The organism is Gemmatimonadota bacterium (assembly GCA_016704275.1).
GTDB lineage: Bacteria > Gemmatimonadota > Gemmatimonadetes > Gemmatimonadales > GWC2-71-9 > Palsa-1233.
Map to the genome: position 1 here is coordinate 360,774 of JADJAK010000001.1, position 25,131 is coordinate 385,904.

Annotated in this window: 23 protein-coding genes; 14 read left to right on the top strand and 9 right to left on the bottom strand. The window is 68.5% G+C overall.

What is annotated here, in order from left to right:
• Positions 1-4 precede the first annotated feature (4 nt).
• The 8 genes from IPG05_01705 to IPG05_01740 are packed head-to-tail and all read left to right on the top strand — an operon-like array spanning position 5 to position 8,540.
• Complete coding sequence (locus IPG05_01705; GenBank protein MBK6493815.1) at positions 5-508, top strand: formate dehydrogenase subunit gamma; 504 nt, start codon at positions 5-7, stop codon at positions 506-508.
• Complete coding sequence (locus IPG05_01710; protein MBK6493816.1) at positions 505-2,058, top strand: formate dehydrogenase; 1,554 nt, start codon at positions 505-507, stop codon at positions 2,056-2,058. Before IPG05_01705 ends, IPG05_01710 begins: the two co-directional genes overlap by 4 nt.
• Positions 2,055-4,865 (top strand): formate dehydrogenase subunit alpha, encoded by a 2,811-nt coding sequence (fdhF, locus tag IPG05_01715; GenBank protein ID MBK6493817.1) that lies wholly within the window; start codon positions 2,055-2,057, stop codon positions 4,863-4,865. The genes IPG05_01710 and fdhF overlap by 4 nt, the downstream gene beginning before the upstream one ends.
• A 35-nt stretch (positions 4,866-4,900) precedes the next feature.
• Complete coding sequence (locus IPG05_01720; GenBank protein MBK6493818.1) at positions 4,901-5,668, top strand: formate dehydrogenase accessory sulfurtransferase FdhD; 768 nt, start codon at positions 4,901-4,903, stop codon at positions 5,666-5,668.
• The gene (locus IPG05_01725; GenBank protein MBK6493819.1) at positions 5,655-5,876 is read left to right on the top strand and encodes a formate dehydrogenase subunit delta; all 222 of its coding nucleotides are present in this window, start codon (positions 5,655-5,657) and stop codon (positions 5,874-5,876) included. The genes IPG05_01720 and IPG05_01725 overlap by 14 nt, the downstream gene beginning before the upstream one ends.
• Complete coding sequence (gene mobA, locus IPG05_01730) at positions 5,873-6,481, top strand: molybdenum cofactor guanylyltransferase (protein MBK6493820.1); 609 nt, start codon at positions 5,873-5,875, stop codon at positions 6,479-6,481. The genes IPG05_01725 and mobA overlap by 4 nt, the downstream gene beginning before the upstream one ends.
• Complete coding sequence (locus tag IPG05_01735; GenBank protein MBK6493821.1) at positions 6,478-6,861, top strand: hypothetical protein; 384 nt, start codon at positions 6,478-6,480, stop codon at positions 6,859-6,861. Before mobA ends, IPG05_01735 begins: the two co-directional genes overlap by 4 nt.
• Complete coding sequence (locus IPG05_01740; GenBank protein ID MBK6493822.1) at positions 6,858-8,540, top strand: formate--tetrahydrofolate ligase; 1,683 nt, start codon at positions 6,858-6,860, stop codon at positions 8,538-8,540. The genes IPG05_01735 and IPG05_01740 overlap by 4 nt, the downstream gene beginning before the upstream one ends.
• Before the next feature lie 56 nt (positions 8,541-8,596).
• On the opposite strand, the gene IPG05_01745 is transcribed toward IPG05_01740, so the two are convergent.
• Complete coding sequence (locus IPG05_01745; protein ID MBK6493823.1) at positions 8,597-9,643, bottom strand: methylated-DNA--[protein]-cysteine S-methyltransferase; 1,047 nt, start codon at positions 9,641-9,643, stop codon at positions 8,597-8,599.
• 128 nt (positions 9,644-9,771) lie between these two features.
• Between IPG05_01745 and IPG05_01750 the strand changes: the two genes are divergently transcribed.
• The gene (locus tag IPG05_01750) at positions 9,772-10,029 is read left to right on the top strand and encodes a (4Fe-4S)-binding protein (protein ID MBK6493824.1); all 258 of its coding nucleotides are present in this window, start codon (positions 9,772-9,774) and stop codon (positions 10,027-10,029) included.
• Positions 10,030-10,110: 81 nt separating this feature from the next.
• Here IPG05_01750 and IPG05_01755 read toward each other — a convergent pair whose 3' ends face one another.
• The 5 genes from IPG05_01755 to IPG05_01775 form a co-directional block, all read right to left on the bottom strand.
• The gene (locus IPG05_01755) at positions 10,111-10,569 is read right to left on the bottom strand and encodes a hypothetical protein (GenBank protein ID MBK6493825.1); all 459 of its coding nucleotides are present in this window, start codon (positions 10,567-10,569) and stop codon (positions 10,111-10,113) included.
• A 109-nt stretch (positions 10,570-10,678) separates the two neighbouring features.
• Entirely contained in the window at positions 10,679-11,317 is a 639-nt protein-coding gene (locus tag IPG05_01760) for a carbonic anhydrase (GenBank protein MBK6493826.1), read from the bottom strand.
• Positions 11,318-11,334: 17 nt separating this feature from the next.
• The gene (locus IPG05_01765; GenBank protein ID MBK6493827.1) at positions 11,335-12,930 is read right to left on the bottom strand and encodes a SulP family inorganic anion transporter; all 1,596 of its coding nucleotides are present in this window, start codon (positions 12,928-12,930) and stop codon (positions 11,335-11,337) included.
• 51 nt (positions 12,931-12,981) lie between these two features.
• Entirely contained in the window at positions 12,982-13,170 is a 189-nt protein-coding gene (locus IPG05_01770) for a toxin-antitoxin system HicB family antitoxin (GenBank protein ID MBK6493828.1), read from the bottom strand.
• A gap of 11 nt (positions 13,171-13,181) precedes the next feature.
• Positions 13,182-14,048 carry an SPFH domain-containing protein gene (locus IPG05_01775; GenBank protein MBK6493829.1) on the bottom strand — a complete coding sequence of 289 codons (867 nt, stop codon included), beginning with the start codon at positions 14,046-14,048 and terminating at the stop codon, positions 13,182-13,184.
• 102 nt (positions 14,049-14,150) lie between these two features.
• On the opposite strand from IPG05_01775, the gene IPG05_01780 reads away from it, so the two are divergent.
• A complete protein-coding gene (locus IPG05_01780) occupies positions 14,151-15,284 on the top strand; it encodes a VanZ family protein (protein MBK6493830.1) in 1,134 nt (377 codons plus the stop codon).
• Entirely contained in the window at positions 15,285-17,018 is a 1,734-nt protein-coding gene (locus IPG05_01785) for a hypothetical protein (protein MBK6493831.1), read from the top strand.
• Here IPG05_01785 and IPG05_01790 read toward each other — a convergent pair.
• Positions 17,015-17,929 carry an FAD:protein FMN transferase gene (locus IPG05_01790; protein ID MBK6493832.1) on the bottom strand — a complete coding sequence of 305 codons (915 nt, stop codon included), beginning with the start codon at positions 17,927-17,929 and terminating at the stop codon, positions 17,015-17,017. The two genes, IPG05_01785 and IPG05_01790, sit on opposite strands and share 4 nt — an antisense overlap.
• 646 nt (positions 17,930-18,575) lie before the next feature.
• Between IPG05_01790 and IPG05_01795 the strand changes: the two genes are divergently transcribed.
• A complete protein-coding gene (locus tag IPG05_01795; GenBank protein ID MBK6493833.1) occupies positions 18,576-20,069 on the top strand; it encodes a Gfo/Idh/MocA family oxidoreductase in 1,494 nt (497 codons plus the stop codon).
• Between the two features lies 1 nt (position 20,070).
• Complete coding sequence (locus IPG05_01800; GenBank protein ID MBK6493834.1) at positions 20,071-20,985, top strand: TIM barrel protein; 915 nt, start codon at positions 20,071-20,073, stop codon at positions 20,983-20,985.
• Positions 20,986-21,052: 67 nt separating this feature from the next.
• On the opposite strand, the gene IPG05_01805 is transcribed toward IPG05_01800, so the two are convergent.
• Positions 21,053-22,342, bottom strand: a complete 1,290-nt coding sequence (locus tag IPG05_01805; GenBank protein ID MBK6493835.1) for a threonine/serine exporter family protein — start codon at positions 22,340-22,342, stop codon at positions 21,053-21,055.
• Between the two features lie 39 nt (positions 22,343-22,381).
• Between IPG05_01805 and IPG05_01810 the strand changes: the two genes are divergently transcribed.
• Entirely contained in the window at positions 22,382-23,800 is a 1,419-nt protein-coding gene (locus tag IPG05_01810; protein MBK6493836.1) for a M48 family metalloprotease, read from the top strand.
• 3 nt (positions 23,801-23,803) lie between these two features.
• On the opposite strand, the gene IPG05_01815 is transcribed toward IPG05_01810, so the two are convergent.
• On the bottom strand, positions 23,804-25,084 hold the full coding sequence (locus IPG05_01815) for a VWA domain-containing protein (protein ID MBK6493837.1): 1,281 nt from the start codon (positions 25,082-25,084) through the stop codon (positions 23,804-23,806).
• Positions 25,085-25,131 lie beyond the last annotated feature (47 nt).

The following is a 25,131-nucleotide window of genomic DNA, read 5'->3' on the forward strand; positions in this document are numbered from 1 at the left end:
AGCGATGGACGACCGCAGTGGAAGCCCGCGGGATGCCGGACGCGACCTCGAGATCGTGCGTGACCTGCTCGTCCAGGTGACGCCCGCACCCGGTGCCCTGCTCCCGCTTCTGCACGAGGTGCAAGGGTGCCTCGGCTACATCCCCAAGGATGCCATCCGCCTGATTGCGCACGCGCTCAATCTGTCGCGTGCCGAGGTGCAGGGCGTGGTCTCGTTCTATCATGACTTCCATGAGGAGCCGACCGCGGACCACGTGGTCCAGCTCTGCATGGCCGAGGCCTGTCAGGCGGTGGGATGCCGAGCGCTGGCGGACCATGCGAAGTCGCAGTGCGGTGTCGAATTTCATGACGCGACCCCTGATGGCCGGCTCCAGTTGGAGCCGGCCTATTGTTTTGGAAACTGTGCGGCCGGTCCGACCATCCGTGTCGATGACCGGGTGTATGGTCGGGTCACGGCGGCGCGATTCGATGCGCTGACCGCCGTCCTCCGGGCGGAGGCCATCTCGTGACGACACGCGTCTTCGTGCCGGGCGACACGACCGCGTGGTCGCTGGGTGCCGACGAAGTGGCTGATGCCATCGCGGCCGAGATCGCCACGCGCGGACTCGATGCCACGGTCGTGCGGACGGGCTCGCGCGGGCTGTACTGGCTCGAACCGTTGGTGGAGGTCGACACACCGACGGGTCGCCTGGGATTCGGACCGATCGCGGTCGATGACGTCGCCTCGCTCTTCGCGGGTGGCGGGCTCCCGACGGCCGCTCATCCCGCGTCCGTCGGCCTGGTGGAGGCGATTCCGTTCCTCGCCGATCAGCAGCGCATGACCTTCGCGCGGGCCGGCGTGATCGATCCTCGCTCCCTGGCCGAGTATCGCGCGCATGGCGGAGGCACTGGCCTCGCGAAGGCGCTGGTGATGACGCCGCGGCAGATCATCGAGGAGATCACGGCCTCGGGGCTGCGGGGCCGCGGTGGTGCCGCCTTCCCGGCAGGGATCAAGTGGCAGACGGTGCACGACAGCTCGGGCGAGCGGAAGCACATCGTCTGCAACGCGGACGAGGGCGACTCAGGCACCTTCGCCGACCGGCTGCTGATGGAGGCCGATCCCTTCCAGCTCATCGAGGGGATGGCGATCGCCGCGCTCGCGGTGGGTGCCTCCGACGGCGTGATCTACCTGCGGTCGGAATATCCGCGCACGCATGCCCTGCTGGACGAAGTGTTGCAGACGGCGCGCGAGGATGGCATGCTCGGCCCGAACGCCTTCGGCCCCGGGCGATCGTTCGACATCCAGCTCTTCCTCGGCGCCGGGGCCTACATCTGTGGCGAGGAGACGGCGCTGCTCGAGAGCCTCGAGGGAAAGCGCGGCACGGTCCGACCGAAGCCGCCGCTCCCCGCGATTCGCGGGCTCTTCGCCGACCCGACGCTGGTGCACAACGTGCTCACGCTCGCCGCCGCCACGACGATCCTCGCCGAGGGCGGCAATCGATACGCCGCCTTCGGGCGCGATCGCTCGACCGGGACGATGCCGTTCCAGTTGGGCGGCAACGTGGCACGCGGCGGGCTGGTGGAACTGCCCTTCGGCGTCTCGCTCGCGACGGTGCTTCACCAGTTCGGGGGCGGGTCGCTGAGCGGGCGGCCGCTGAAGGCGGTGCAGGTGGGCGGTCCGCTCGGCGCCTACCTCCCTGCCGCGCAGTGGGACGTGCCCCTGGCGTACGAGTCCTACGCCGCCGTTGGCGCGATGCTGGGCCATGGCGGGATCGTCGCCTTCGACGACACGGTGGACATGGCGGAACAGGCCGAGTTCGCGATGCAGTTCTGCGCCGATGAGTCGTGCGGCAAGTGCACGCCATGCCGGATCGGCTCAACCCGCGGCGTCGAAGTGATCCAGCGGCTGCGTCGCGGCGAACAGCCTGCGCGGCAGCTCGCCGTGCTGCATGACCTGTGCGAGGCGCTCGAACTCGGCTCGCTCTGTGCCCTTGGTGGTCTCACCCCCATGCCGGTTCGCAGTGCGCTCACGCACTTCGCCAGTGACTTCCCGCTCGCGGCCGAGGCGCTTCCCCGATGATCGCTTCCACTCCTGCTCGGCCAGATCTCGGGACGCCGCCCGCCGAAGGCACGGCGCGCGTCCGGCTCACCATCGACGGTATCGCGGTCGAGGCGGCGGTCGGGACGTCGATCATGCGGGCCGCCCGCGAAGCCGGGGTGGCAGTGCCCAAGCTCTGCGCCACCGACTCGCTGGAGGCGTTCGGTTCCTGCCGGCTCTGCCTGGTGCAGGTGGAGGGCCGACGCGGGCTCCCCGCCTCGTGCACCACGCCGGTGGCCGAGGGCATGGTGGTGCACACGCAAACGGAGCAGGTGGCCCGGGTCCGTCGCAGCGTGATGGAACTCTACATCTCCGATCACCCGCTGGACTGCCTGACGTGCGCGGCCAACGGCGATTGCGAACTGCAGGACATGGCGGGGGCGGTTGGTTTGCGTGAGGTGCGCTACGGAACAGCGGGCGCGAATCACCTCGGCGCGACCCCCGACAACTCCAATCCCTACTTCTCGTTCGATCCGGCCAAGTGCATCGTCTGCTCGCGCTGTGTCCGTGCGTGTGAGGAGATCCAGGGGACGTTCGCCCTGACGATCGACGGCCGCGGCTTCGGGTCGACGGTGAGCGCCGGCATGAACGAGTCATTCCTCGCTTCGGAGTGCGTGTCGTGCGGCGCCTGCGTGCAGGCCTGCCCGACGGCCACGCTGATCGAGAAGACGGTGATCGAGCATGGGCAGCCGGAGCGCACGGTGAAGACCACCTGCGCCTACTGCGGCGTCGGCTGCTCGTTCAACGCGGAGATGAAGGGGAACGACGTCGTGCGGATGGTGCCCGACATGGACGGTGGCGCCAACGAGGGGCACTCCTGCGTCAAGGGACGTTTTGCCTGGGGCTACGCCACGCACAGCGATCGCGTCACCACCCCGCTGATCCGCGAGCACACCAGCGACCCGTGGCGGGTTGCGTCGTTCGACGAGGCGATCGCCTTTGCGGCGTCGCGCTTCCGGGCGATCCAGGCCGAGCACGGACGCGGCGCCATTGGTGGCATCTCGTCGTCGCGCTGCACCAACGAGGAAGTCTACGTGGTGCAGAAGCTGGTGCGCGCCGCATTCGCCAACAACAACATCGATACCTGCGCGCGCGTCTGTCATTCGCCGACCGGCTACGGCCTGAAGCAGACCTTCGGCACGTCGGCGGGGACGCAGGATTTCCGCTCGGTCGAGTCGGCCGACGTGATCCTGGTGATCGGTGCCAACCCGACCGACGCCCACCCGGTCTTCGGTTCGCGGATGAAGAAGCGGTTGCGCGAGGGGGCGAAGCTGATCGTTGCCGATCCGCGGCGCATCGACCTGGTCCGGAGTCCGCACGTCGCGGCCACCCATCACCTCCAGTTGCGCCCCGGGACGAACGTCGCGCTCATCAATGCGCTGGCGCACGTGGTGGTGACGGAGGGACTCGTCAACGAGGCGTTCGTCGCTGAGCGGTGTGACCCGACGTCATTCGTGCAATGGCGGGGCTTCATCGCCGGGGATGCGCAGTCACCGGAAGCAACCGAGTCGATCACCGGCGTGCCGGCGGCCGAGGTGCGTGCCGCCGCCCGCCTCTACGCGACGGCGCCGAACGGCGCGATCTACTATGGGCTCGGCGTCACCGAGCACAGCCAGGGCAGCACGATGGTCATGGGGATCGCCAACCTCGCGATGGCGTGCGGACAGATCGGGCGCGAGGGCGTCGGGGTGAATCCGCTTCGGGGCCAGAACAACGTCCAGGGCGCCTGCGACATGGGGTCCTTCCCGCATGAGCTGCCCGGCTATCGCCACATTTCCGATTCGACGGTCCGGGGCAGTTTCGAGGCGGCGTGGGACGTGCCACTCGACCCCGAACCGGGATTCCGCATTCCGAACATGCTGGCGGCCGCGGTCAGCGGACAGTTCCGCGGTCTCTTCGTGCAAGGCGAAGACATTGCCCAGTCCGATCCCGACATCACCCATGTCACGGCGGCCCTCGGCTCGCTCGACTGCCTGGTCGTGCAGGATCTCTTCCTGAACGAGACGGCCAAGTTCGCGCACGTCTTCCTGCCGGGCACGGCGTTCCTCGAGAAGGACGGCACCTTCACGAATGCCGAACGTCGCATCAATCGCGTCCGACCGGCGATGCCGCCGAAGCCGGGGTTGTTCGAGTGGGAGGCGGTCTGCCGCCTCGCGACGGCGATGGGGTACCCGATGCACTACGACTCGGCGGCGCAGATCATGGATGAAATCGCCGCCCTGACGCCCGCCTTCGCCGGGGTGTCCTTTGCCTACCTCGACGAGGTCGGCAGCGTGCAGTGGCCCTGCACGGTGGCGACGCCGCTGGGGACGCCGGTCATGCACGCCGACCGATTTGTGCGCGGGAGTGGTCGATTCCTGATCACCCAGTTCGTGCCGACGGAAGAACGCACCACGCGACGCTTCCCGCTGCTGCTCACCACCGGCCGCGTCCTCTCGCAGTACAACGTGGGGACCGCGACCCGACGGACCAGCAACGTCGTGTGGCATCCGCGCGATGTCCTGGAGATTCATCCGGCCGATGCCGAGATGCGCGGCATCATGGATCACGACACGGTCGAATTGACGAGCCGGATGGGCGAGATCCTGCTGCAGGCGCACGTGACGGACCGCGTGCCACCGGGGGTGGTGTACACCACGTTCCACTACCCCGAGCTCGCGGCGAACGTCATCACGACCGAGTACTCCGATTGGGCGACCAACTGCCCGGAGTACAAGGTCACGGCGGTCGAGGTCCACCCGATCGGCGTGCAGTCGCTGGCACGGCCCGCCACCGAGGCGTTGACGTGACCGAGACGCTGGTGCCTGCCTTCGAACACTGGCCGATTCACGTGGCGGGTTCGCCGGCGGCGGAGCCCTGGGGGATCGCGGTCGAGACGCCGATCGAGCTGCGACTGAATGGCGCGCCGTGGACCGTGATGCTTGCCTCGCCAACCGACCTCGACGATTTCGCCGTCGGGCTCGCGCTGACGGAACGACTGGTGGCCGACGCGGCGGGGGTCGCCGGGTTGCGCATCGCGCAGCAGGAGGGCGACTGGACGGTGGACCTCGACGTGCCGGTGCCATTGCGCCCGACACGCGCCCGCAGCGTCGCGGGCGCCACCGGCTGCGGCATTTGCGGCCTGGAATCGCTGGGCGATTTTCGGAGCGGGCTCGCTGGTGTCGTGCCGGTCGTGGCCACGCAGGTGGTCACGGATGCGGCCGTCCTCGCGGCGTGGGCGGCGCTGCCCGACCTGCAGCCGGTGAACGCGGTCACCCGGTCGGTGCATGCCGCGGCGTGGTGCGGTCCGGATGGCGCGGTCCTCCTGGTGCGCGAGGATGTCGGTCGCCACAATGCGCTCGACAAACTGGTGGGCGCGCTGGCGCGACAGGGCCGTCTCGGTGAACCCGGATTCGTCGCGATGACGTCACGCTGCAGCGTGGAGCTGGTGGCGAAGGCGGCCGTTGCCCGGGCCTTGCTCCTGGCCACGATTTCCGCGCCGACGACGCTCGCCTTGGCGGCCTCCGCGGCGCTCGGCGTCCCGCTGGCCTGCGCCGGCCCCGGCCGGCAGGTGGTCCGCTTTCCGAGGGAGTTCCCCGATGCAGTCGGCTGACCTGGTCCGCATGTCCACGCAGATTGCCCAGTTCTTCGAACCGTATCCGGCCGAGGACGCGATCAACGGGGTGGCCGAGCACCTGCAAGGATTCTGGACGCCGTCGATGCGGATCGAATTGCTTGCGATCCTCGCCGCCGGGACGCCGCCGCTGCATCCGCTCGTGGCCGAAGCGGCCAAGCGACTGACGGCTGGTCGTGTGGCGTGATTCCCGTCGAGGAGATCACCGGAATCATCGTGGCCGGGGGCGATGGGCAGAGGATGGGGGGCGTCACCAAGTCGCTGTTGGTGGCTGCCGGCGCACCGCTGATTGCGCATGTTCGCGCCCGCCTCGCCCCGCAGGTCGGGGCCGTGCTGATCAGCGCCAACGACGACGTCGCCGCCCACGGTGCCTGGGGGGACGCGGTCATCGCCGATAACGTGCCCGGGATGGGACCACTTGGCGGGCTGCTCTCCGCGCTCGAACGTGTCTCGACCCCGTACACGTTCTGTTGCCCAGCAGATGCGCCGCTGCTGGACACGGGCCTCGTCGTGCGGCTTGGGCTCGCGTTGCAGCGGGCTTCGGCGGATATCGCGCTCCCGCACGACGGGCACCAACTGCAGCAGCTGTTTCTCCTCTTCCCCACGAACCTGCGCAGTGCACTGCGCCGCTACCTCGCCGACGGGGGTCGCTCGGTGCACGGCTGGACCGCCGCGCTGAACAGCGTGATCGTCGACTGCGCGCAGCAACCCGATGCCTTCCTCAACATCAACACCGCCGCCGACCTGCAGCGGGCCGACCAGGTGTTGAGCCCGATCACGGTGACGCCATGAAACTGCGCCTCCGCGATTCGTCGATCCGACTCCGGCTCACGCGCCCGGAAGTGCAGGCCATCGGGCAGGGCCAGCGGATCGAGGCGCGCGCCGAGCTCCCTGATGGCAGCGCCTTTCGCTATGCCCTCGTGGTGGCCATCGGTGGTCCCGTGACGGCGACGTTTGCCGAGGGCTGCCTGGAGGTCGTGGTGCCGAAGACCGAGGCGATGCAGTGGGCGGAGAGCGATGCGGTGTCGATCGAGTCGATCCAGCCCACTCCCGCCGGCACGTGCCACCTCTTGATCGAAAAGGACTTTGCCTGCCTCCATCCCCGCGCCGAGGATCACGGTGCGGAGACGTTTCCCAATCCCAATCCCACCTCACCGAGAGATCGCCCGTGACCGTCCAGGTCGTACCGTCGGACATCGAGATTGCCCAGAGCGCCACGCTCCGTCCCATCACCGCCATCGCGGCCGATCTCGGCCTCTCCCCAGACGACATCGATCAATACGGCAAGTACAAGGCGAAGCTCCCGCTCGAGCTCGCCAGCCGACCCGCCCGCGGGAAGTTGGTGCTCGTGACGGCCATTTCGCCGACGCCCAGCGGTGAAGGAAAGAGCACCGTGAGCGTTGGCCTGGCGCAGGCGTTCCGGCGCCTCGGGACCAACGCCGTCCTGGCCATCCGGGAGCCGAGCCTCGGTCCGGTATTCGGCGTGAAGGGCGGTGCGGCCGGCGGCGGCTACTCGCAGGTGTTGCCGATGGAAGACATCAACCTGCACTTCACCGGTGACTTCCACGCGATCTCGAGCGCGCATGCGCTGCTCTCGGCGATGATGGACAACTCGCTGCAGCAGGGCAATCCGACCGGACTCGATCCGCGCCGCATCACCTGGCCGCGCACCATCGACATGAATGACCGTGCCCTGCGCCGGGCCATCATCGGCCTCGGCGGGCCGGCCGAGGGCGTCGTGCGCGAGGAGCGCTGGGTCATCATTCCCGCCAGCGAGATCATGGCGATCGTCGCCCTCGCGAGCGGACTCGAGGATCTGCAGGAGCGGCTCGGGCGCATCATCGTGGGATCGACCGCCGGCACCGCACGCACCCCGGTGCGCGCGCGCGACCTCAAAGCCGTCGGCGCGATGACGCTGCTCCTCAAGGATGCCATGCGCCCCAACCTGGTCCAGACACTGGAGGGTGGCCCCGCACTGGTGCATGCCGGCCCGTTCGGCAACATCGCCCACGGCTGCAACAGTCTCGTGGCCACGCGCTCGGCGCTGGCGCTCGGCGACATCGTCGTCACCGAGGCCGGCTTCGGCTCGGACCTGGGGGCGGAGAAGTTCTTCGACATCAAGTGCCGCGCGGGTGGCCTGAAGCCGGAAGCGGCGGTGCTGGTGGCGACCATCCGCTCGCTGAAGATGCAGGGCGGCGTACCGAAGACGGCGCTCGGCGTCGAGAACCTCGAGGCCCTCGAGCGCGGGCTGCCGCATCTGGCCCACCACGTCGGCAACGTCCGCCAGTTCGGCGTGCCGGTCGTGGTCGCCATCAACCGCCATCTCAGCGACACGCCCGCCGAGATGGCCATGGTCACGAAGTACGCCGAAGGGCTTGGCGTGCCGGTGGCGCTCTGCGATGTCTGGGCGAGTGGCGGCGCGGGTGGCGAGGCGCTCGCACGCGAGGTGCAGAAGCTCCTCGATGGGGGCACGGCGAACTTCCAGCCGATCTACGACACCGCCCTGCCGATCCGCACCAAGGCCGAGACGATCGCGCAGAAGGTCTACGGCGCGGATGGCGTCGACTTCACCCCGGCTGCCTCGCGCCAGATCGACTATCTCGAATCGATCGGCATGGCCGACACGCCAGTGTGCATGGCGAAGACGCAGTACTCACTCACCGACGACGCCACCCGACTCGGCACGCCGAAGGGTTTCCGGATCACGGTCAACGAGGTCTGGGGATCGGCGGGCGCGGGCTTCGTGGTCTGCAAGACGGGCGACATCATGACGATGCCCGGGCTGTCGAAGGTGCCGGCCGCCGAGGGGATGCGGGTGGCGGCGGATGGCCGAATTGAAGGGCTTTCGTGACGGTTGTGACAGGATGATCGATCATCGATGATCGATCATCGATCATCGATCATCGATCATCCTGCTTCCAGCTCCAGCAACCGCTTCTTTCGCCACAGACCGCCGCCGTAGCCGCCGAGTTTGCCGTCGGCGTTCACCACGCGATGGCAGGGGATCACGATGGCGAGGCGGTTGCGTCCGTTGGCGCTGCCGACGGCGCGGCTGGCGTTGGGCGAGCCGATCCGCTCGGCGACATCGGCGTAGGAGCAGGTGCCGCCGTAGGGGATCTGCCGGAGCGCGGCCCAGACGCGTTCTTCGAAGGGCGTGCCGCGCACCACGAGCGGCACGGTGAAGTCGCGCCGCGTCCCGGCGAAGTACTCGGTGAGTTCCTCGCCGAGTTGGCTGAGGTGCGGGTGCTCACCGACGATCAGTGGCCCGACGAAGCGGCGCCGCAGCCGGGTGGCCTGCTCTTCGAGTCGGGCGAGGTCGCCGAATTCGAGCAGCATCACCCCGTCCTCAGTCGCTGCGGCGACCAGCGGTCCGACCGGCGAATCGAAGGTGGTGGCGACCATCGCTTCGCCACCTCGCGCCCGACCGGGCGGCATGCCGACGATGCGCGCGAAGGCGTCGCGGAAGCCGCTGTGCGAGGCGTAGCCTGAGGTCAGGATCACGTGATCGAGCATGTCGCCCTCGCGAAGTCGGTGTTGCGCCTTGGCGACGCGCTGTGCGCGGGCCCAGGCCTGGAAGGTCATGCCGTGGGTGCGCCGAAAATGGCGTCGAATCACGACGGGGTCGAGATCGAGTTGCTGCAGCGCCTGGTCGGAGAGTCGCTCCGCTCCTGCCGTGGCGAGTGCCGATTCGAGCCTTCCCCACCAGGTCGGGAGGGGCGCTGGCCGCCCGGGGTGGCAGCGACGGCAGGCGCGATAGCCAGCGGCTTCCGCGGCCGCGAGCGTCGGGAAGAACTCGCGGTTTTCGGGCAGCGCCGGACGCGACGGGCAGACCGGTCGGCAGGCGATCCGGGTGGTGCGCACCGCGACGATGAAGAGGCCGTCCCACGCCGGGTCGCGGCTGGTGACGGCGCGCATCATGGTGCGACGGGCAGGCAGTGGGGAGAGGCGCGTCATGGCTGCCAGTTTACCGCCATCCCCCGGCGGGCGCCACCGGAAATTGGACGGTCAATTTCGAGGGACCTTGCCTCTGGCGCGGCGTCGCGCGCTACATTCCATGGCATCCCCGACCCCCCGGAGGCGGTATGAGTCGTGACCGGCTGCAGGTGTACGAAAGCGGTGACGTCCGCGTGACGTTCAACCCCCAGGTCTGTCAGCACTCCGGGGTCTGTCTGCGCACCTTGCCGGCGGTGTTCGACGTCTCCCGCGCGCGCTGGGTTCAGCCCGATGCGGCCAGCGCCCAGCAGGTCATTGCAGCGGTGGCCAAGTGCCCATCGGGGGCCTTGCAGGCGCACCTGATCACCTCCGTGCATCCTGCCATGCCGCCGATCGCCCCGGACTGAGCTGCCAGCACGCTTCGGATGCACAACGGGCCGCCCCTTTTGGGGCGGCCCGTTGCGTTGCAGGATGCTGCGCGTGCAAGACTATTCGATCTCGAGGGGCTTCAGGCCCTGCGAGACGCCATCGAGCAGGATCTCGATCTGGTACGCTCCCTTCGGCCAAGGCTTGCTGTTCTGGAAGCGGATCGGCACCGTGGCAACGCCGGTGCTCGTGTCGGGGTCGCCGACGATGCCATTGTCGCTGGCCACCTTGGTCGTGCCCTGGAGCAGGACCGCCTCGAGCTTGGCGCCGGGGGCGACGTACTGCGTGCGCACCGAGACGAAGATGGTGTCGCCGCTGTTGAAGCGCGATGCGACGCCACCGACGATCGCGCCGGTCGAGTCGAGCGCGTGGCCCGCGTCGAACGCCATCACGTGCGGCATCTTGATTTCCGGTGCGGCGGCCGTGGTCGAGTCGTTCGTCTCGGACGACGGCTCCGGCGACTTGTCACCACAGGCCACCAGGGCCACGGCAAGGAGCGGAAGGGCAAGGATCGATCGCATGGTTCAGGCTCGGTCGAGAAGGTGATGGTCCCGCGCGCCCCAGATGAGCGGCGCCCACTGCAAACTAGTACCCGACGGCGACCGGGCCAATCGCCCGGCCGCCCGCGGGTCAGCCGGCGTCGCCGAAGATGCTCCGGATCCGGTCCACCCCGTCGATCCGGGTGGCGAGCTCCTTGAGCAGCCCGGTGCGGATGTCGTAGACCACCCCGTGGAGGATCGGGCGGCGCCCACGAGCCCAGGCGTCCCGGATCACCGGCGTCGCGGCGAGGTTGTGCACCTGCTCGAGCACGTTGAGTTCGGCCAGCCGGTCGAGGCGGGCCTCGCCCTCACCGCAGGCATCCAGCTCGTCCTTGTGCAGCCGCTTGATAGTCCGGAGCTGCGAGAGCCAGTGGTCGGTCAGGCCGTGGGTCGGCGACTCCGCCGCAGCGGCCGCGCGTACCCCGCCGCAACCGTAGTGACCGCAGACGATGATGTGCTTCACATCGAGGACGTCAACGGCGTAGTCCACCGCCGACAACACATTCAGGTCCGACCCGTAGACCTGATTGGCGATGTTGCGGTGGACGAACATCTCGCCATGCTCGGTGCCCGTCAGCGTGTTGGTCTGGACGCGCGAATCCGAGCAGCCGATGAAGAGGGTGTGTGGCGTCTGCCCCGCGGCGTGACGGGTGAAATAGCCACTGTCCTTGGCCACCATCTCCGCCGCCCAGTGACGGTTGAACTCCAGCATCTTGTCGAACGCTTCCATGGTCGCTGCTCCTGAGGTCAGTGCGAGTGGGCGGGTGTGCTGCGGACTTCCGGCAACCCGACCAGGCGATAGTCGATGCCCTGGGCCGCGGCCGTCGCGTGGAAGTCCTGCAACAGCTCGGCGATGTCGTAGTCCACGCGCTGCGCGCGACGGCCGTCGATTTCCAGACGACTCCCCGGCGGCACGCGCTGGAGGAATTCCGAGAGGCTGGCCTTGGCGAGGAAGGTCACCTGATCCGGGAGCACATACCGCGTCAGCACCGCGCCATCGATCGAGATCTGGCGAAGCGCCGGCGCCTTGGCATGCGCGCGCAGGATGAAGAAGGCACCCACCGCCAGGCCGATGGCGATCCCCACCAGCAAGTCGGTGAAGAGAATCGCGATCACCGTGACCGCCAGCGGAATGAAGTGCTCACGGCCCGTCGCCCACGCCGCGCGGAAGAGCCGCGGGTGCGCCAGCTTGTAGCCGGTGTAGACGAGAATGGTTGCGAGCGCCGCCAACGGAATGCGGCTCAGCAACCCCGGGATCGCCATCACGGCGATCAGCAGCAGCATCGAGTGCGCAATCGCCGAACGCTTTGTCTTGCCGCCGGCGTCGATGTTTGCCGAGGAGCGCACGATGACGCCGGTGACCGGCAGCCCACCGAGCAGCCCGCTGAGCGTATTGCCGACGCCCTGAGCAATGAGCTCCTTGTTCGGCGGGGACTGCCGCTTCAACGGGTCGATCTTGTCGGTTGCTTCCATCGAGAGCAGCGTCTCGAGCGACGCCACGATGGCGATGGTCACTGCCACCCGCCAGATCGCCGGATTGCTGATCGCGGCCCACTGCGGGAAGCTGAATTGTCCGGCGAGTTCACCGAACGACGGCAGCTGTACCAGGTGCGACGCCCCCAGCACGAGGGGCGAGCCGAGCATCCCGAGCAGGGTGTTGATGCCGAGGCCCGCGAGGACGACCGCCAACGGGCCGGGGAAGAAGGTCCACGCCTTCAGCGCGGGGCGCTCCCAGAGCAGCAGCAGGGCGAGCGAAACGACGGCGATGAGCACCGCCCCCCATTCCAGCAGCTGAGGAATTTCAAGCAGCGCACTCAGCGTCGTCTGGTTATTGGCCTGCCGGAAGCTCTCGTCACCCATGGCATCGGCATCGTAGCCGACGGCGTGCGGCACCTGCTTCAGGATCAGGATGATGCCGATCGCCGCCAGCATCCCCTTGATGACCGAGGAGGGGAAGTAGTAGGAGATCACTCCAGCCCCGATCAGGCCGAGTCCGACCTGAATGGCGCCGGCGATCACCACGGCGAGCAGGAAGGGCTCGAAGCCGCCGAGGGTGCCGATGGCCGAGAGGACGATCGCGGTGAGGCCGGCGGCTGGCCCGCTGACCATCAGCTGGGACCCGGAGAGCGGGGCCACCACCAGGCCGCCGAGGACACCGGCGATGATGCCGGCGAAGAGCGGGGCCCCGGATGCCAGGGCGACGCCGAGGCAGAGCGGGAGGGCCACCAGGAAGACGACGACGGCGGCGCCGAGGTCGTCCTTGAGCCAATTCGGATGGGGTGGGGGGGAGGCGACTGCATCGGAGGCAGTCGCGGCGGCGGTCGTGGCGTGAGGAGGCGTCATGATCGTCGTCCTGAAATGCGGGTCGGTCAGTGTCTGAGCGAACCCTCCATGCTAATCACGATTGTTTTCCTCGGAAATCGGGGAAACTACGGGGACGGGGCGCCCCGAAGTGGCGAGCGCCTGACGCAGGAGAAACTCGATCTGTCCATTGAGCGAGCGCAGGTCGTCCGCGGCCCACCGCTGGAGGGCGGCGTGCAGGCTCGGGTCGAGCCGGACGAGGAATGACTTGCGCTCGCTCATGGAGAGGCGGCCTAGTAGAGCGAGCCGGTGTTGACCACGGGGTGCATCGGCTGTTCGGCGCAGAGCGTCACCAGGAGGTTCGACACCATCGCCGCCTTCCGCTCCGGATCGAGCGTCACGACCGAGCGCTCCTCGAGGAGGCGAAGCGCCATGTCCACCATCGAGACGGCGCCTTCGACAATCTTCTCGCGCGCCGCGATGACGGCACTCGCCTGCTGGCGGCGCAGCATCGCGCCGGCAATCTCCGGGGCGTAGGCGAGGTGCGTCAGGCGTGCCTCGAGCACCTTCATCCCCGCCTTGGCGAGCCGATTCTGGACCTCCGCCGCCAGCTGCTCGGCGATGTCCGCCGCGTTGTGGCTCAGCGAGATCGTGTCGGGCTTGTGGGCATCGTACGGGTACTGCGTCGCCAGCGTTCGCACGGCCGACTCGCTTTGCACCCGGACATAGTCTTCGTAGTTCTCGACCTCAAAGAGCGCCTCGGCCGTGTCCACGACCTGCCAGACCACCACCGCGCCGATCTCGATCGGATTCGAGTCGAGGTCGTTCACCTTGAGCTTCGCCGTCTCGAAATTATGGATCCGCAGCGAGATCGCCTTCTTCCCCATGAAGGGGTTCACCCACCAGAGACCGGGCGCCTTGATGGTCCCCTTGTAGTCGCCGAAGAGGGTGAGGACGCGGCCCTGGTTGGGCTGGACCGAGAGGAGGCCGCACCAGAGGACCAGCATGACCACCAGCCCTGCGGCGCCGAGGAGCGCCAGCGGGGCGTCTTCCTGTCGGGCACCGGAGATCACGAGGGCGCCGGCGGCGAAGCTGCCGGCCGTCAGGAGGAGGAGAGCGAGGATGCCGTTCAGGGCCTTGCGCGGAATTTCACGAATCATGGAGCCATCCAGTTAGGGTGACACCAATATGATATCACATTGATTTCGCGTTCCGCAAGGGGGCGCGTTGCTCCCCCCTCCCGACCCGCCGATATTCCCGGCTTGTCGCACCCCTCCGTCGCCACCGGCCGCCGTCTTGGCGGGCTCTTCCTCGGTTACCTCGCCGTGGTGGTCGCCGTGATCACGCTGGCGCCGTTTCAGTTCGCCGTGCCGGCGCACTTCACCGCCGCGCTGATCGTGACCGATGGCGGGTGGGCCACGGACGTCATCCTGAACATCGTGCTCTTCGTCCCGCTCGGGGTGCTCTGGCACCGTTCCCGGGGCGGATCGGCGGGCGCGGCCCTGCTGTTCGGACTGGCGTTGGGCGCTGCCATCGAGACGGCCCAGCTCTTCCTCGCGCCCCGCTACACCACCCTGAGCGACCTGCTCGCGAACGGCGGCGGAGCCGGGATCGGCGCGGCGATTTCCGCCGCCCTGTCGCGCCGCGTCGCCAGCACCACGCTGGTGACCCGGCTCTGGCTGGATCAGCCGATGATGGGGCTGGTCTACCTGCTCTGGCCGCTGGCGTGGCTTATCGGCCTGAGCAGCGGCAGCGCCCCCGACCGACTCTGGATGCTGGCTCCGATCGGCGCGGCCGGTGCGCTCGCCATCACGGCCGTGGCCACCGTGGGCCGAGACGCCCGCGCCAACGCCGCGCTGCCGGTCCTCATGACGACCATCTGGATGATGGTTGCCGCCGTCCCCGCGGTCCGCGTTGCGCCACGGCTCGCCGGCCTCGGCATCGGGGTGGCACTCGCGGTCGCCCTGCTCGGTGGACCACTCTGGAATGCGGCACTCCGGCGGGAACGGCGCCTCGAGCCGCAGGTCGTGCGCGCGCTCCTGCCACTCCTCGCCGTGCTGCTCGTCGGGGTCTCGCTGCACGCCGGATCGGTCGCGGTCACTGGCGGCGGTGAAGCCGCCCGCGAGTCACTGCTGCGTGTCATTGCGCAGGCCGCGGCGTTCACGCTGCTCGGCTATCTCGTCGCGGAATCGCGTGGTCGTCGCCGGGAGCCGTTGCGGCGGTTGATCGCGTGGCCCCTCGTTGCCGCCATCATCATGGCGGTGGTGCTTGAGTTTGCCGTCACGCCCTGGCACTCGTTGGTCCGCGTCGGCGCCGTGATCCTCGCGACCGCCGTCGGGGCAACGCTCTACGACGCCCAACGCGCCCACATCCTCACGCTGCTCGGGCTCCGCTGAATGCGCGCTCCATCGGGGTTGGCGCTCGTCGCGCTGCTTCTCCTTGGTGGGTGCCTCGCTGAGCCGACCCTGCCGACGGGCGGTGCCGGACCGACTGTCGCCATCGATGTCGTGGCGCGCGGCGAGACCAACACGAGCTTCCTCTCCGCGTGGGCCGCGACACCAAGCCGGGCCTGGTTTGGCGGGCAGGGCGGGGTCGTCCTTGGGTGGGACGGCCAGCGCTATCAGGCGGAGACTGTCGGGGTCACCGAGACGATCGCCGGGCTGTGGGGGGCCGACGTCGATCACCTCCTTGCCGTCGGCGATGGTGGCTCGGTGCTTCGCCGGGAGAACGGTGCGTGGTCGGTCGACACGACCATCGCGGGCGTCCAGTTGTTGGGCCTGTGGGGCCTCGATCGCACTCGTTACTGGATCGTCGGGACTGGCGGCTACATCGCGCGGCACACCGCGACCGGGTGGCAGCAGATGGCGGCCCCCACGAGCACCGAACTCTGGAGCATCTGGGGGCGCACTGACGAGTCGTTGGTGGCGGTGGGCAACAACGGCACCATTGTCGAGTGCTGCATCAACGGCGCGTGGCAGCAGGTGGCGACCCCGACCTCGCAGCCGCTCTTCGGCGTCGCGGGGGATGGTGCGGGGCGAATGGTGGCGGTGGGCGCGTCGGGGACCATTCTCCTGCGCGATGGCACGGGTGTCTGGCGGCAGGTGGCGTCGCCGACGCCGGTGACCCTCTTCAGGGTGCAGGCGATCGGGAATGCCGATTTCACGATTGTCGGGGACGGCGGCCGCATCCTTCGCGGCAACGGGGAGCAGTGGTCGCTCGCGTCGGTGAGCGGGCCGGGAGAAAATTTGCGTGCGGTCGCGACGGCGGGCGGGCGGCAATTCGCGGCGGGCTGGTTTGGTGAGGTGCTGGATGACCGCGACGGGTGGCAGCTGCAACACACCGGCGCCGTGCTCTTCGGGGTCCATGTCGCGGCGGACGGCCGCGGCCTGGCGGTCGGCCTCGGTGGATTGGCCTACGCCCGCGAGGCCGGCGCGTGGCAGCGCATCACGCTGCCCACGGCGACGTCGCTCTACGGTGTCGACGGACCGAACGCGTCGCAGCTGCTGGTGGTCGGCGACAGTGGGACGATTCTCCGTCGAGACGGCGCGACGTGGCAGCGGGAGTCGTCACCGTTCGGCGGCCTGTTGCGGAGTGTCTGGTGGGGTCCGGGTGGGCGCGCGATGATCGTTGGTGCGCAGGGGACCGCGCTGGCGTCTGATGGCGCGGGATGGCGGTCCACCACGACCGGTACGTCGGGTTTCCTGCGCCACGTCTGGGGTCGCGAGTGGGTGGATCTCTGGGCCGTGGGTGACAGTGGCACGGTGTTGCGCTGGAATGGCTCCCAATGGCATCGCCTCGAGACGCCGGTGCGCAGCCTGTTGCGCGGCGTCTGGGGGCGCACGTCACGCGACGTCTGGGTGGCGGGTGAGGAAGGCGTGGTCCTTCATTGGAATGGATCGCGCTGGGCGCAGTTGCCAGCGCCGACGCCCGGTGCGTTGCGCGCCATCCGCGGTGATGATGCCGACATCTGGGTCGTCGGTGAGGCGGGCGGGGCGTGGCGTTGGGATGGGCAGCGGTGGAGCGCCTTCTCGGTTGGGATCCCGGGGCTGCTCATCGGTATCGGCGGGGGTGATGGCCGACCGTTGGTCGCCGTCGGGGAGCTTGCGGTGATCGCCGAAGGGCGACGTTAGCGACGCACCACCACGGTGCCGCCGAGTCGGCGGGCAAGCGCGCGGCCGTGGGTGGGGCCGAGCACGGTGATGGTGGTCGACAGGGCATCGGCGGTGGCGGGATCGGGGTGCAGCACGGTGGTCTCGAATGCTGTCGTGAGTGGTCGGCCACTGCGGGGGTCGATCACATGCGAATACGTCACGCCGTCGATCACCACGTGCTGTGCGGATGGTCCCGAGGTGGCAATGGCGACGTCGTGGAGGACGAGCGTCGAGTCGCCATGCGGCGTGGACACGGCAACCTCCCATCCCTCGCGGCCGGGCGGTGCCGCGCCGAGCAGCAGATCGCCGCCGGCCTCGAGGAGCATCGCGTGGACACCGTGCGCACGGAGAATGGTGCGCGCTTCGCCGAGGATCCACCCCTTGGCAATCCCGCCGAGATCGATGCGCATGCCGGGGCGACCGATGCGGACCCGGCGGTGCACTGAGTCGAGCGCGATCAGTCGCCAGCCAGTGGCGCGTCGGGCGCGGCGGACCGCGGAGTCGAGTGGCGCGACGCCGGTGCGACGGGCCTCGCGCCAGAGTGTCACCAGCGGCCCGACGGTTGGGTCGAAGGCGCCGCCGCTCGCGCGGCTCATGGCGATGGCCCGGGCCAGGACCTCGAGCAGCTCGGCCGACACTGGCCGCCACGCGCCCGGGTGGTCGGTCAGCTGGCGGACTTCGCTGGTCGGGCGCCAGTCGCTGAGGATCTGCTCCAGGGCCGCGATGCGGCCGAAGGCGGCGCGGGCTGCGGTATCGGCTGTGGCCTGGTCGGCATGGAGGACCAGGCGGACCTCCATCCCGAGATGCAATTGGCGATACTCGTGGCCTCCCCCCTGTGCAACGGCGGGCGCCCCGTGCAATTTCAAGATCGCGGTCAGGATGATCGCCATCCCGACTCTCCCTCGCATCCTCGCGTGCATATCTGATGAAGCTACCATCGTTCGTGGCATGCGGCGCGTGCGTCCTGCTGGCCGCACTGCCCGTGGCGGCACAGGCGCCACTCCGTCCGTACACCGATTCCATTCCCGGTTCGCTGGTCACTTTCGAGATGGTCCCGGTGAGTGGCGGTGAGGTGCTCGTGCCCGGCCCGAACGGTCCGCAGAAGGTGACGGTGCCCGCGTTCTGGATCGGGCGCACCGAAGTGACCTGGGATGCGTTCGACATCTTCGCCTTCCGCCTCGACATCGCGCGCGCCGAACGGAACAACATCGATGCCACTACGCGGCCGTCACGGCCCTACGGGGCGCCCGACCACGGCTTCGGCCATGCCGGGTACGCCGCGCTGTCGATGACCTATTTCACGGCGGTCCGTTACACCGAGTGGTTGAGCCAGAAGACCGGCCACCGCTACGCGCTGGCGACCGACGCCCAGTGGCTGCGTGCCGCGGAGCTCGCGCTCGGCAAGGGGCCACTGACCCCGGCCCGGGTGCAGCAACTCGCGTGGGTGGCCGAGAACGCCGATGCCGGGACGCATCCGGTGGCCACGCGTGCCGCCGATGCGCTCGGGCTCTATGACCTGCTCGGCAACGCCGGTGAATGGGTCACCGGCGCGGACGGCACCCCGGTCTTGCGCGGCGGCACCTGGCGCCAAGCCGCGAGCGTGGTGCTCGGTCGGCCGCGCGACCTGCAGGCCCCCAGCTGGAACTCGACCGATCCGCAGATTCCCAAGAGTCGTTGGTGGTTGTCCGATGGCACCTTTGTAGGCTTCCGCATCGTGAGGATCCCGTGAGCATTGACCGTCGTCATTTCGTTGCTTCTGCCGCCGCGGCTGCCGCGGGGGCGCTTGCGTTGCCGCGCCGCAGCTTCGCCATTGGCGTGCCCGACGCCGACCCCATTCGCATCGGCGTGATCGGCTGCGGCGGCCGGGGCACCGGCGCCGTCCGCGATGCCCTCACCGCGAGCGAGAACGTCACGCTCGTCGCGATGGGCGACATCTTCCCCGATCGCCTCGCCTCCGCGCGCGAGCAATTCGCGAAGGTGGCCGCAGAGAATCCCGGCTTCGCCGCGAAGTACAAGGTCACGCCGGAGAAGACCTTCACCGGCATCGATGCCTACCAGAAGGTGCTGGCGGCCGACGTCGACCTGGTGATTCTCGCGACGCCACCGGCGTTCCGTCCGATGCACCTCGAGGCGGCCATCAACGCCGGCAAGCATGTCTTCATGGAGAAGCCGGTCTGCGTTGACGTGACCGGCGCGCTGTCGGTCATCAAGTCGTCGGAGGCCGCGGCCTCGAAGCATCTGGCGATCGTCTGCGGGACGCAGCGTCGCCACGATCCGCGGTACATCGAGACGATCAAGCGCATTCACGACGGCGCCATCGGCGAAATCGTCGCGGCGCAGGTGTACTGGAACCAGGGGTCGCTCTGGAACTTCGCCCGCAAGCCGGAGTGGAGTGACACCGAGTGGCAGCTGCGCAACTGGCTCTACTTCACCTGGCTCTCGGGTGACCACATCGTCGAGCAGCACGTGCACAATCTCGACGTCGCCAACTGGGTCATCGGTGCGTTGCCGATCAAGGCCACGGCGATGGGCGGCCGGCAGGCGCGGACCGGGGCGGAGTATGGGCACATCTTCGACCACTTCGCGGTGGAGTACGAGTATCCGAATGGTGTCCGCCTGATGTCGATGTGTCGGCAGCAGGATGGGACCTCGTCGCAGGTTGGCGAGCGCATCCTCGGCACCAAGGGCAATTCCAACGCCTACAACAAGATCACCGCGGGTGGCAGCACCTGGTCGCATCCCGCTGTCGTCGAGGGGCTGAACCCGTACGTCGAGGAGCACCGCGACCTGGTGGCCTCGATTCGTGCCGGGACGCCGCTCAACGAGGGGCGCCGCATCGCCGAGAGCACGCTCACGGCCATCATGGGGCGCGAAGCGGCCTACACGGGCAAGGACGTCTCCTGGACGCAGCTCATGGCGGCCAAGCTCGACCTGATGCCGAAGCCGTTTGCGCTTGGCTCGCTGGTGGTGCCGCCCGTGCCGATGCCGGGGCAGACCGTGCTTTCGCGGACCTTCAACGAGGGGTGGTGAGATGGAACGTCGAAGCTTCGTCGCCGCCGGCGTCGCGGCAGGGGCCGCGGCGCTGACCGTGGGGCAGCCCCTCGCGGCGAGCATTCGGGGAGCCGATCCGGTGTTCTCGGTGAAGTTCGCGCCGCACTTCGGGATGTTCGCCGGCAATGCCGGCGACGACGTGGTCGCTCAGTTGCGCTGGATGCACGAGCGCGGCTTCCGGGCGCTGGAGGACAACGGGATGCGCGGCCGCCCCGTCGAGGAGCAGGAGCGGATCGGTCGCGAAATGGCGAAGCTCGGGATGACGATGGGGGTATTCGTCCTCAATCCGGGCACCGCCTTCGGCAAGATCACCTTCGCCGGCGGCGATGAGGGATTCACCGAATCCTTCCTCGCCGATGTGCGCGCCTCGATCGAGGTCGCGAAGCGCGTCAACGCCAAGTGGATCACGGTGGTGATGGGCGAGGTGGCCCCGCGGCTGGAGTTCGAATACCAGACGGCCAATGGCGTCGAGGTCCTCCGGAAGGCGGCGGCATTGCTTGAACCGCACGGCCTGATCATGGTGCTCGAGCCGCTCAACCGGCGCGACCATCCGTCGCTCTTCCTGACGCGGGTCCCGCAGGCGTACCAGATCTGCCGCGCGGTGAACTCGCCGTCCTGCAAGATCCTCTTCGACATCTACCATCAGCAGATCACCGAGGGAAACCTGATTCCCAACTTCGATCGCGCCTGGTCCGAGGTGGCCTACGTGCAAATCGGTGACAACCCCGGCCGGCGCGAACCCGGCACGGGAGAGATCAACTATGCGCGGATCTTTGCCCACCTGAAGGCCAAGGGCTACACCGGTGTGCTCGGCATGGAGCACGGGAATGCCAAGCCGGGGAAGGAAGGGGAGCTGGCGGTGGTTGAGGCGTACCGGAAGGTGGAGCCTAAGTAAGCGAGTAGCGAACGGCGATCGGCGAACAGCGATTGCCGTTCGCTGATCGCTGATCGCCGTTCGACCATCACCCCAGCAGCTTCCGCTTCGGACTCACGATCTGCGCGATCAAGATGCCGGAGACGAGTGACACGGCGATCAGGATCATTCGGAAGGCCCCTTCGACGCCGACAATCACGTCCTTGTCGAGCAGGGAGGTCAGCGACCGGAGGCCGATGCTCCCGGGCACCAGCATGAGCAGGCCGGGGACGAGGACGATCTGCGACGAGCGGTTCGTGATGCGGGCGTACCAGTTGGCGCCGATGCCGACCGCGAGGGCGCCGACGAAGGCCCCGAGCTCCGGGCCGAGGGTGTCGCCGCCGAAGCGTGACCCGATGATGGCAAGGGCGCCGGCGGGGATGATCCAGGGGGCGTCGCGTCCCTCGGCCTTGAGCAGGACGATGAAGGCGAGCGCGGAGACGAACACCGCAATGAAGAGGGTCCACTCGGGCAGCGGCGTGATTCGGGTCGAGACGATCTTGCCGAGCACCAGCACGCCGAGCTTGCTGCCGAGCGCGATCCCGAAGGTGATGCCGAGGAGCAGCACGATCGCACCCATCAGGCGGGCCGTGCCTGCCGCCAGGTGACGGGTGGAGATCTCGGTCATGGCGGTGGTGAGCGTGAGCCCCGGGATCAGGACGATCACGCCGGCCAGCGTGGCGATGAAGACCGAGATCGGGAAGCCGGCCCACGCCACGCCGGCCGCCAGGAGCGAGGCGGTCAGCGCGGCGACCGGTTCGAATACGCGATTGAGGCCGGCGATGCGCGTGGTGACGAGTGAGAGCAAGCCGATCGCGAGCCCGATCCCAAGGCCGGCGACCATCTCGTGCCAACCACCGCCGAGGAAGCGCGCCGAACTGCCCGACGCGATCGCGAAGGCGGCGGTCGTCAACCAGACGGGGTAGGGCGGTGGCGCGAGCTCGATGGCCTCGAGCCGACGCGATCCCTCGAGGGGCGTCAACTGCCCACTGAGGACCTCGCGGGTGACCTCATCCGTCTGGGCGAGCTTGCCGAGATTGGACTCTCCCGGCTCGACGCGGATCAGGAAGGTCCGTTGGTCGTCCTGCGGCCCGAAGGAGACCATGATCGAGGTCGGCATCGAGAAGATCTGCGCCTGCAGCCCGAGTCGATCGCAGGTCAGTTCGAGCGCCTCTTCGAGGCGGTGGGCCGCGTAGCCGGAGGTGTGCAACGACCGGCCGAGTCGCAGCACGAACGACACGCGATCATCGGGGCCGGGGCCACCGGGCAGGGGGAAGCCCTGCGCCGGGGTCCAGCCGGTCCAAGCGGTTCGTGTGATATCCTTGTTGGTCGTCGTCATCTGGCGTGAATGATACGTCCCCGACTCCCCGAGGAGCGAATGCCCCGGACACCCCTGATACTCGCCGTCCTGCTGCTTGCCGGATGCGCCACCAATCCCGTCACTGGCAAGCGCCAGCTCTCGCTCGTCTCCGAAGCGCAGGAGATCGAGATGGGGAAGGGCGAGGTTGCCCGGGCCCGCGCCGAGACCGGCTTCTACCCTGATACGGCGCTCGAGGCCTACGTTGCCCGGATCGGGAAGGCGATGGCCGCTGCCAGCGAGCGACCGGCACTCCCGTGGGAATTCCACCTCATCGACGATCCGATGGTGAACGCCTTCGCTGCGCCGGGCGGCTTCATCTTCATCACGCGCGGCATCCTCGCGTACCTCAACAGCGAGGCCGAACTGGCGGGGGTGGTCGGCCATGAGATCGGCCACGTCACCGCCAAGCACACCGTCGCGGCGATCTCGCGGCAACAGGTCGGCACCATCGGCATTCTCGGTGCCGCGATTCTCGCCAAGGACGAGCGGATCGCGCAGGCGGGCAGCACCGGACTCGGGATCCTCTTCCTGAAGTTCGGGCGTGATCAAGAGAGCCAGTCCGATGGGCTCGGACATCGGTACTCGCTCTCCCAGGGTTACGACGTGCGCGAAATGCCGAAGACCTTCATGACACTGCAGCGCGTCGGCGACGCCAGCGGCAACGCGGGCCGGATTCCCGGCTTCCTCTCGACACACCCGGACCCGGGCAATCGCGTGGCGGCGACGCAGGGGTGGGCCGACACCGTCAGCAACTACGCCAAGTTGGTGACCGGCCGCGACCGCTTCCTCGACCGCCTCGATCACCTCGTCTACGGGCAGGATCCGCGGCAGGGCTATTTCCAGGGCGTGCGCTTTCTGCATCCTGGCCTGCAGCTCCAGTTCGACTTGCCGGCGGGGTGGCAGGGGATCAATCAGGCCACGCAGGTGATCGGCGCCGAGCCGAACGGTGCCGGACAGCTGCAACTGAGTCAGGCGTCGCAGGCGACGATTGCCGCCGCGATGCAGGCGTGGCAGGCGCAGCAGGGCGTCACCACGACCGCGGTGCAGCAGGGGCAGATCGGCGGTTCGCCGGCACAGTGGGCCGACTTCTCGGCGGTGACCCAGGACGGCCAACAGCTGCTCGGCCGGGTCGCCTACATCAGCTACCGCAACGCCGTGTGGCAGTTCATCGGGATGTCGGTCGCGGCGTCGTGGCCGCAGCTGGGCGGCGCGATCAAGAATTCGATCGGCTCGTTTGCGGCGACGCCCGCCAACCAGGTCTTCACGCGGGTGCGCGAACTGCGCGTCATCACCCTGCCGCGGGCCATGACGATGTCGGCGCTGGCGGCAGAGAGTGGTGGGGCGACGACGGCGGCGGAGTTGGCGTTGCTCAACAGCGTCGAGGAAGGCGCGATGCAGCCGGCGGGGAAGAAGCTCAAGACGGTGCGCTTCCGCTGAGGCTCAGCCGACGCGGCGCGTCTTCCCCTTGAGGAAGTCCATCAGCAGAAACTGGCCCAGCGTCATCGGCGAGGCGAAGTAGGCCTTGCCTCGGCAGATCCGCGACACCTGCTTCACGAATTCGACCAGGTAGTGGTCGCGGGCGAGCATGAAGGTGTTGATCATGATGTTGCTGCGACGGCACGCGGAGACCTCCGCGTAGGTCGCCTTCAAGATGGACGGATCGAGGCCGCCGGAGTTGACGTAGACCCGTCCATCGGGCAGCGTCATCGCCGACGGCTTGCCGTCGGTGATCATCACGATCTGCTTCATCTCCTGACGCTGGCCAGCGAGAATGCGCCGTGCGAGCTGCAACCCGGCCGCCGTGTTGGTGTGATACGGCCCGACCTTCACGCTGGCGAGCGCGCCCGGCGGGATCTCCTCGGCCGTGTCATGAAAGAGCACCACCTTGATCACGTCGCCCGGAAACTGGTGACGAATCAGGTGGGTCAGTGCGAGCGCCACCTTCTTCGCCGGCGTGAAGCGATCCTCGCCGTAGAGCACCATCGAATGCGAACAGTCAAGCATCAGCACCGTGGCGGCCGATGAGCGGTACTCGGCCTGCGTCACGTGCAGGTCGGCGTAGTCGAGCTCGAGCGGCATGGTCAGGCCGTGGCGAGCGATCGCCGACGTCAGGGTTGCCGCGGCGTCGAGATTCATCACGTCGCCGAACTCGTAGACCTTGCTCGCCGATTCGCTCTCCACGGACGTGGCGAGGTGGGGCGTTTCGTGCGCACCGATCGCCGAGCGACCGAGGGCACCGAGCAGGGCGCGCAGGGTACGGTAGCCGAGAAAGTCGGCGCCCTTCTCCTTGAGGTCGAACTTGACGGTGCGCGCCGCGGCACGGGCCTCGCCGCCGGGGAGCTGATCAGGGGGGATGGCTTGGCCGGCCTGATTGGTCAGGTTGAGGTATCCCTCTTCGGCGAGACGCTGGACGATCCGATCGAGGAGGGTCGCCAACTCGGCCTGCACCTCCTGGTCCCGGGCCGCGTCGCCGGTGGTGCCATCCTTGAGCAGCTTCAGCATGTCGGGGGTGAGCTGGCCCGATTCGATCAACGCCTTCAGGATCGCGTTGCGGAGGTCGTCGAGGGTGCGCTCCCCCTCGTCGTCGCCCGGCTCCCCCCACCAGGGGGTGCCCGCGAAGCCGGACTCGAGGAGGAAATCCCCGAGTTGGTCCAGGAGCGCCTGCAGATTCACCTGCTCGGCGAGCCCGGCGACGTACTTGGTGTAGGTGGTGTAGCGCATCTCGGAGTATACCCGGAGATCGGTCGAGGGTGCCGGCTGGGTGCCGT

Bases quoted from the DNA above. Each gene is read 5' to 3' on its own strand.
- IPG05_01705 (MBK6493815.1), top strand. From the start codon at position 5: ATGGACGACCGCAGTGGAAGCCCGCGGGATGCCGGACGCGACCTCGAG.
- fdhF (MBK6493817.1), top strand. From the start codon at position 2,055: ATGATCGCTTCCACTCCTGCTCGGCCAGATCTCGGGACGCCGCCCGCC.
- IPG05_01725 (MBK6493819.1), top strand. From the start codon at position 5,655: ATGCAGTCGGCTGACCTGGTCCGCATGTCCACGCAGATTGCCCAGTTC.
- IPG05_01735 (MBK6493821.1), top strand. From the start codon at position 6,478: ATGAAACTGCGCCTCCGCGATTCGTCGATCCGACTCCGGCTCACGCGC.
- IPG05_01745 (MBK6493823.1), bottom strand. From the start codon at position 9,643: ATGACGCGCCTCTCCCCACTGCCTGCCCGTCGCACCATGATGCGCGCC.
- IPG05_01750 (MBK6493824.1), top strand. From the start codon at position 9,772: ATGAGTCGTGACCGGCTGCAGGTGTACGAAAGCGGTGACGTCCGCGTG.
- IPG05_01755 (MBK6493825.1), bottom strand. From the start codon at position 10,569: ATGCGATCGATCCTTGCCCTTCCGCTCCTTGCCGTGGCCCTGGTGGCC.
- IPG05_01760 (MBK6493826.1), bottom strand. From the start codon at position 11,317: ATGGAAGCGTTCGACAAGATGCTGGAGTTCAACCGTCACTGGGCGGCG.
- IPG05_01765 (MBK6493827.1), bottom strand. From the start codon at position 12,930: ATGACGCCTCCTCACGCCACGACCGCCGCCGCGACTGCCTCCGATGCA.
- IPG05_01770 (MBK6493828.1), bottom strand. From the start codon at position 13,170: ATGAGCGAGCGCAAGTCATTCCTCGTCCGGCTCGACCCGAGCCTGCAC.
- IPG05_01775 (MBK6493829.1), bottom strand. From the start codon at position 14,048: ATGATTCGTGAAATTCCGCGCAAGGCCCTGAACGGCATCCTCGCTCTC.
- IPG05_01785 (MBK6493831.1), top strand. From the start codon at position 15,285: ATGCGCGCTCCATCGGGGTTGGCGCTCGTCGCGCTGCTTCTCCTTGGT.
- IPG05_01790 (MBK6493832.1), bottom strand. From the start codon at position 17,929: ATGGCGATCATCCTGACCGCGATCTTGAAATTGCACGGGGCGCCCGCC.
- IPG05_01795 (MBK6493833.1), top strand. From the start codon at position 18,576: ATGGGTCACCGGCGCGGACGGCACCCCGGTCTTGCGCGGCGGCACCTG.
- IPG05_01800 (MBK6493834.1), top strand. From the start codon at position 20,071: ATGGAACGTCGAAGCTTCGTCGCCGCCGGCGTCGCGGCAGGGGCCGCG.
- IPG05_01805 (MBK6493835.1), bottom strand. From the start codon at position 22,342: ATGACGACGACCAACAAGGATATCACACGAACCGCTTGGACCGGCTGG.
- IPG05_01810 (MBK6493836.1), top strand. From the start codon at position 22,382: ATGCCCCGGACACCCCTGATACTCGCCGTCCTGCTGCTTGCCGGATGC.
- IPG05_01815 (MBK6493837.1), bottom strand. From the start codon at position 25,084: ATGCGCTACACCACCTACACCAAGTACGTCGCCGGGCTCGCCGAGCAG.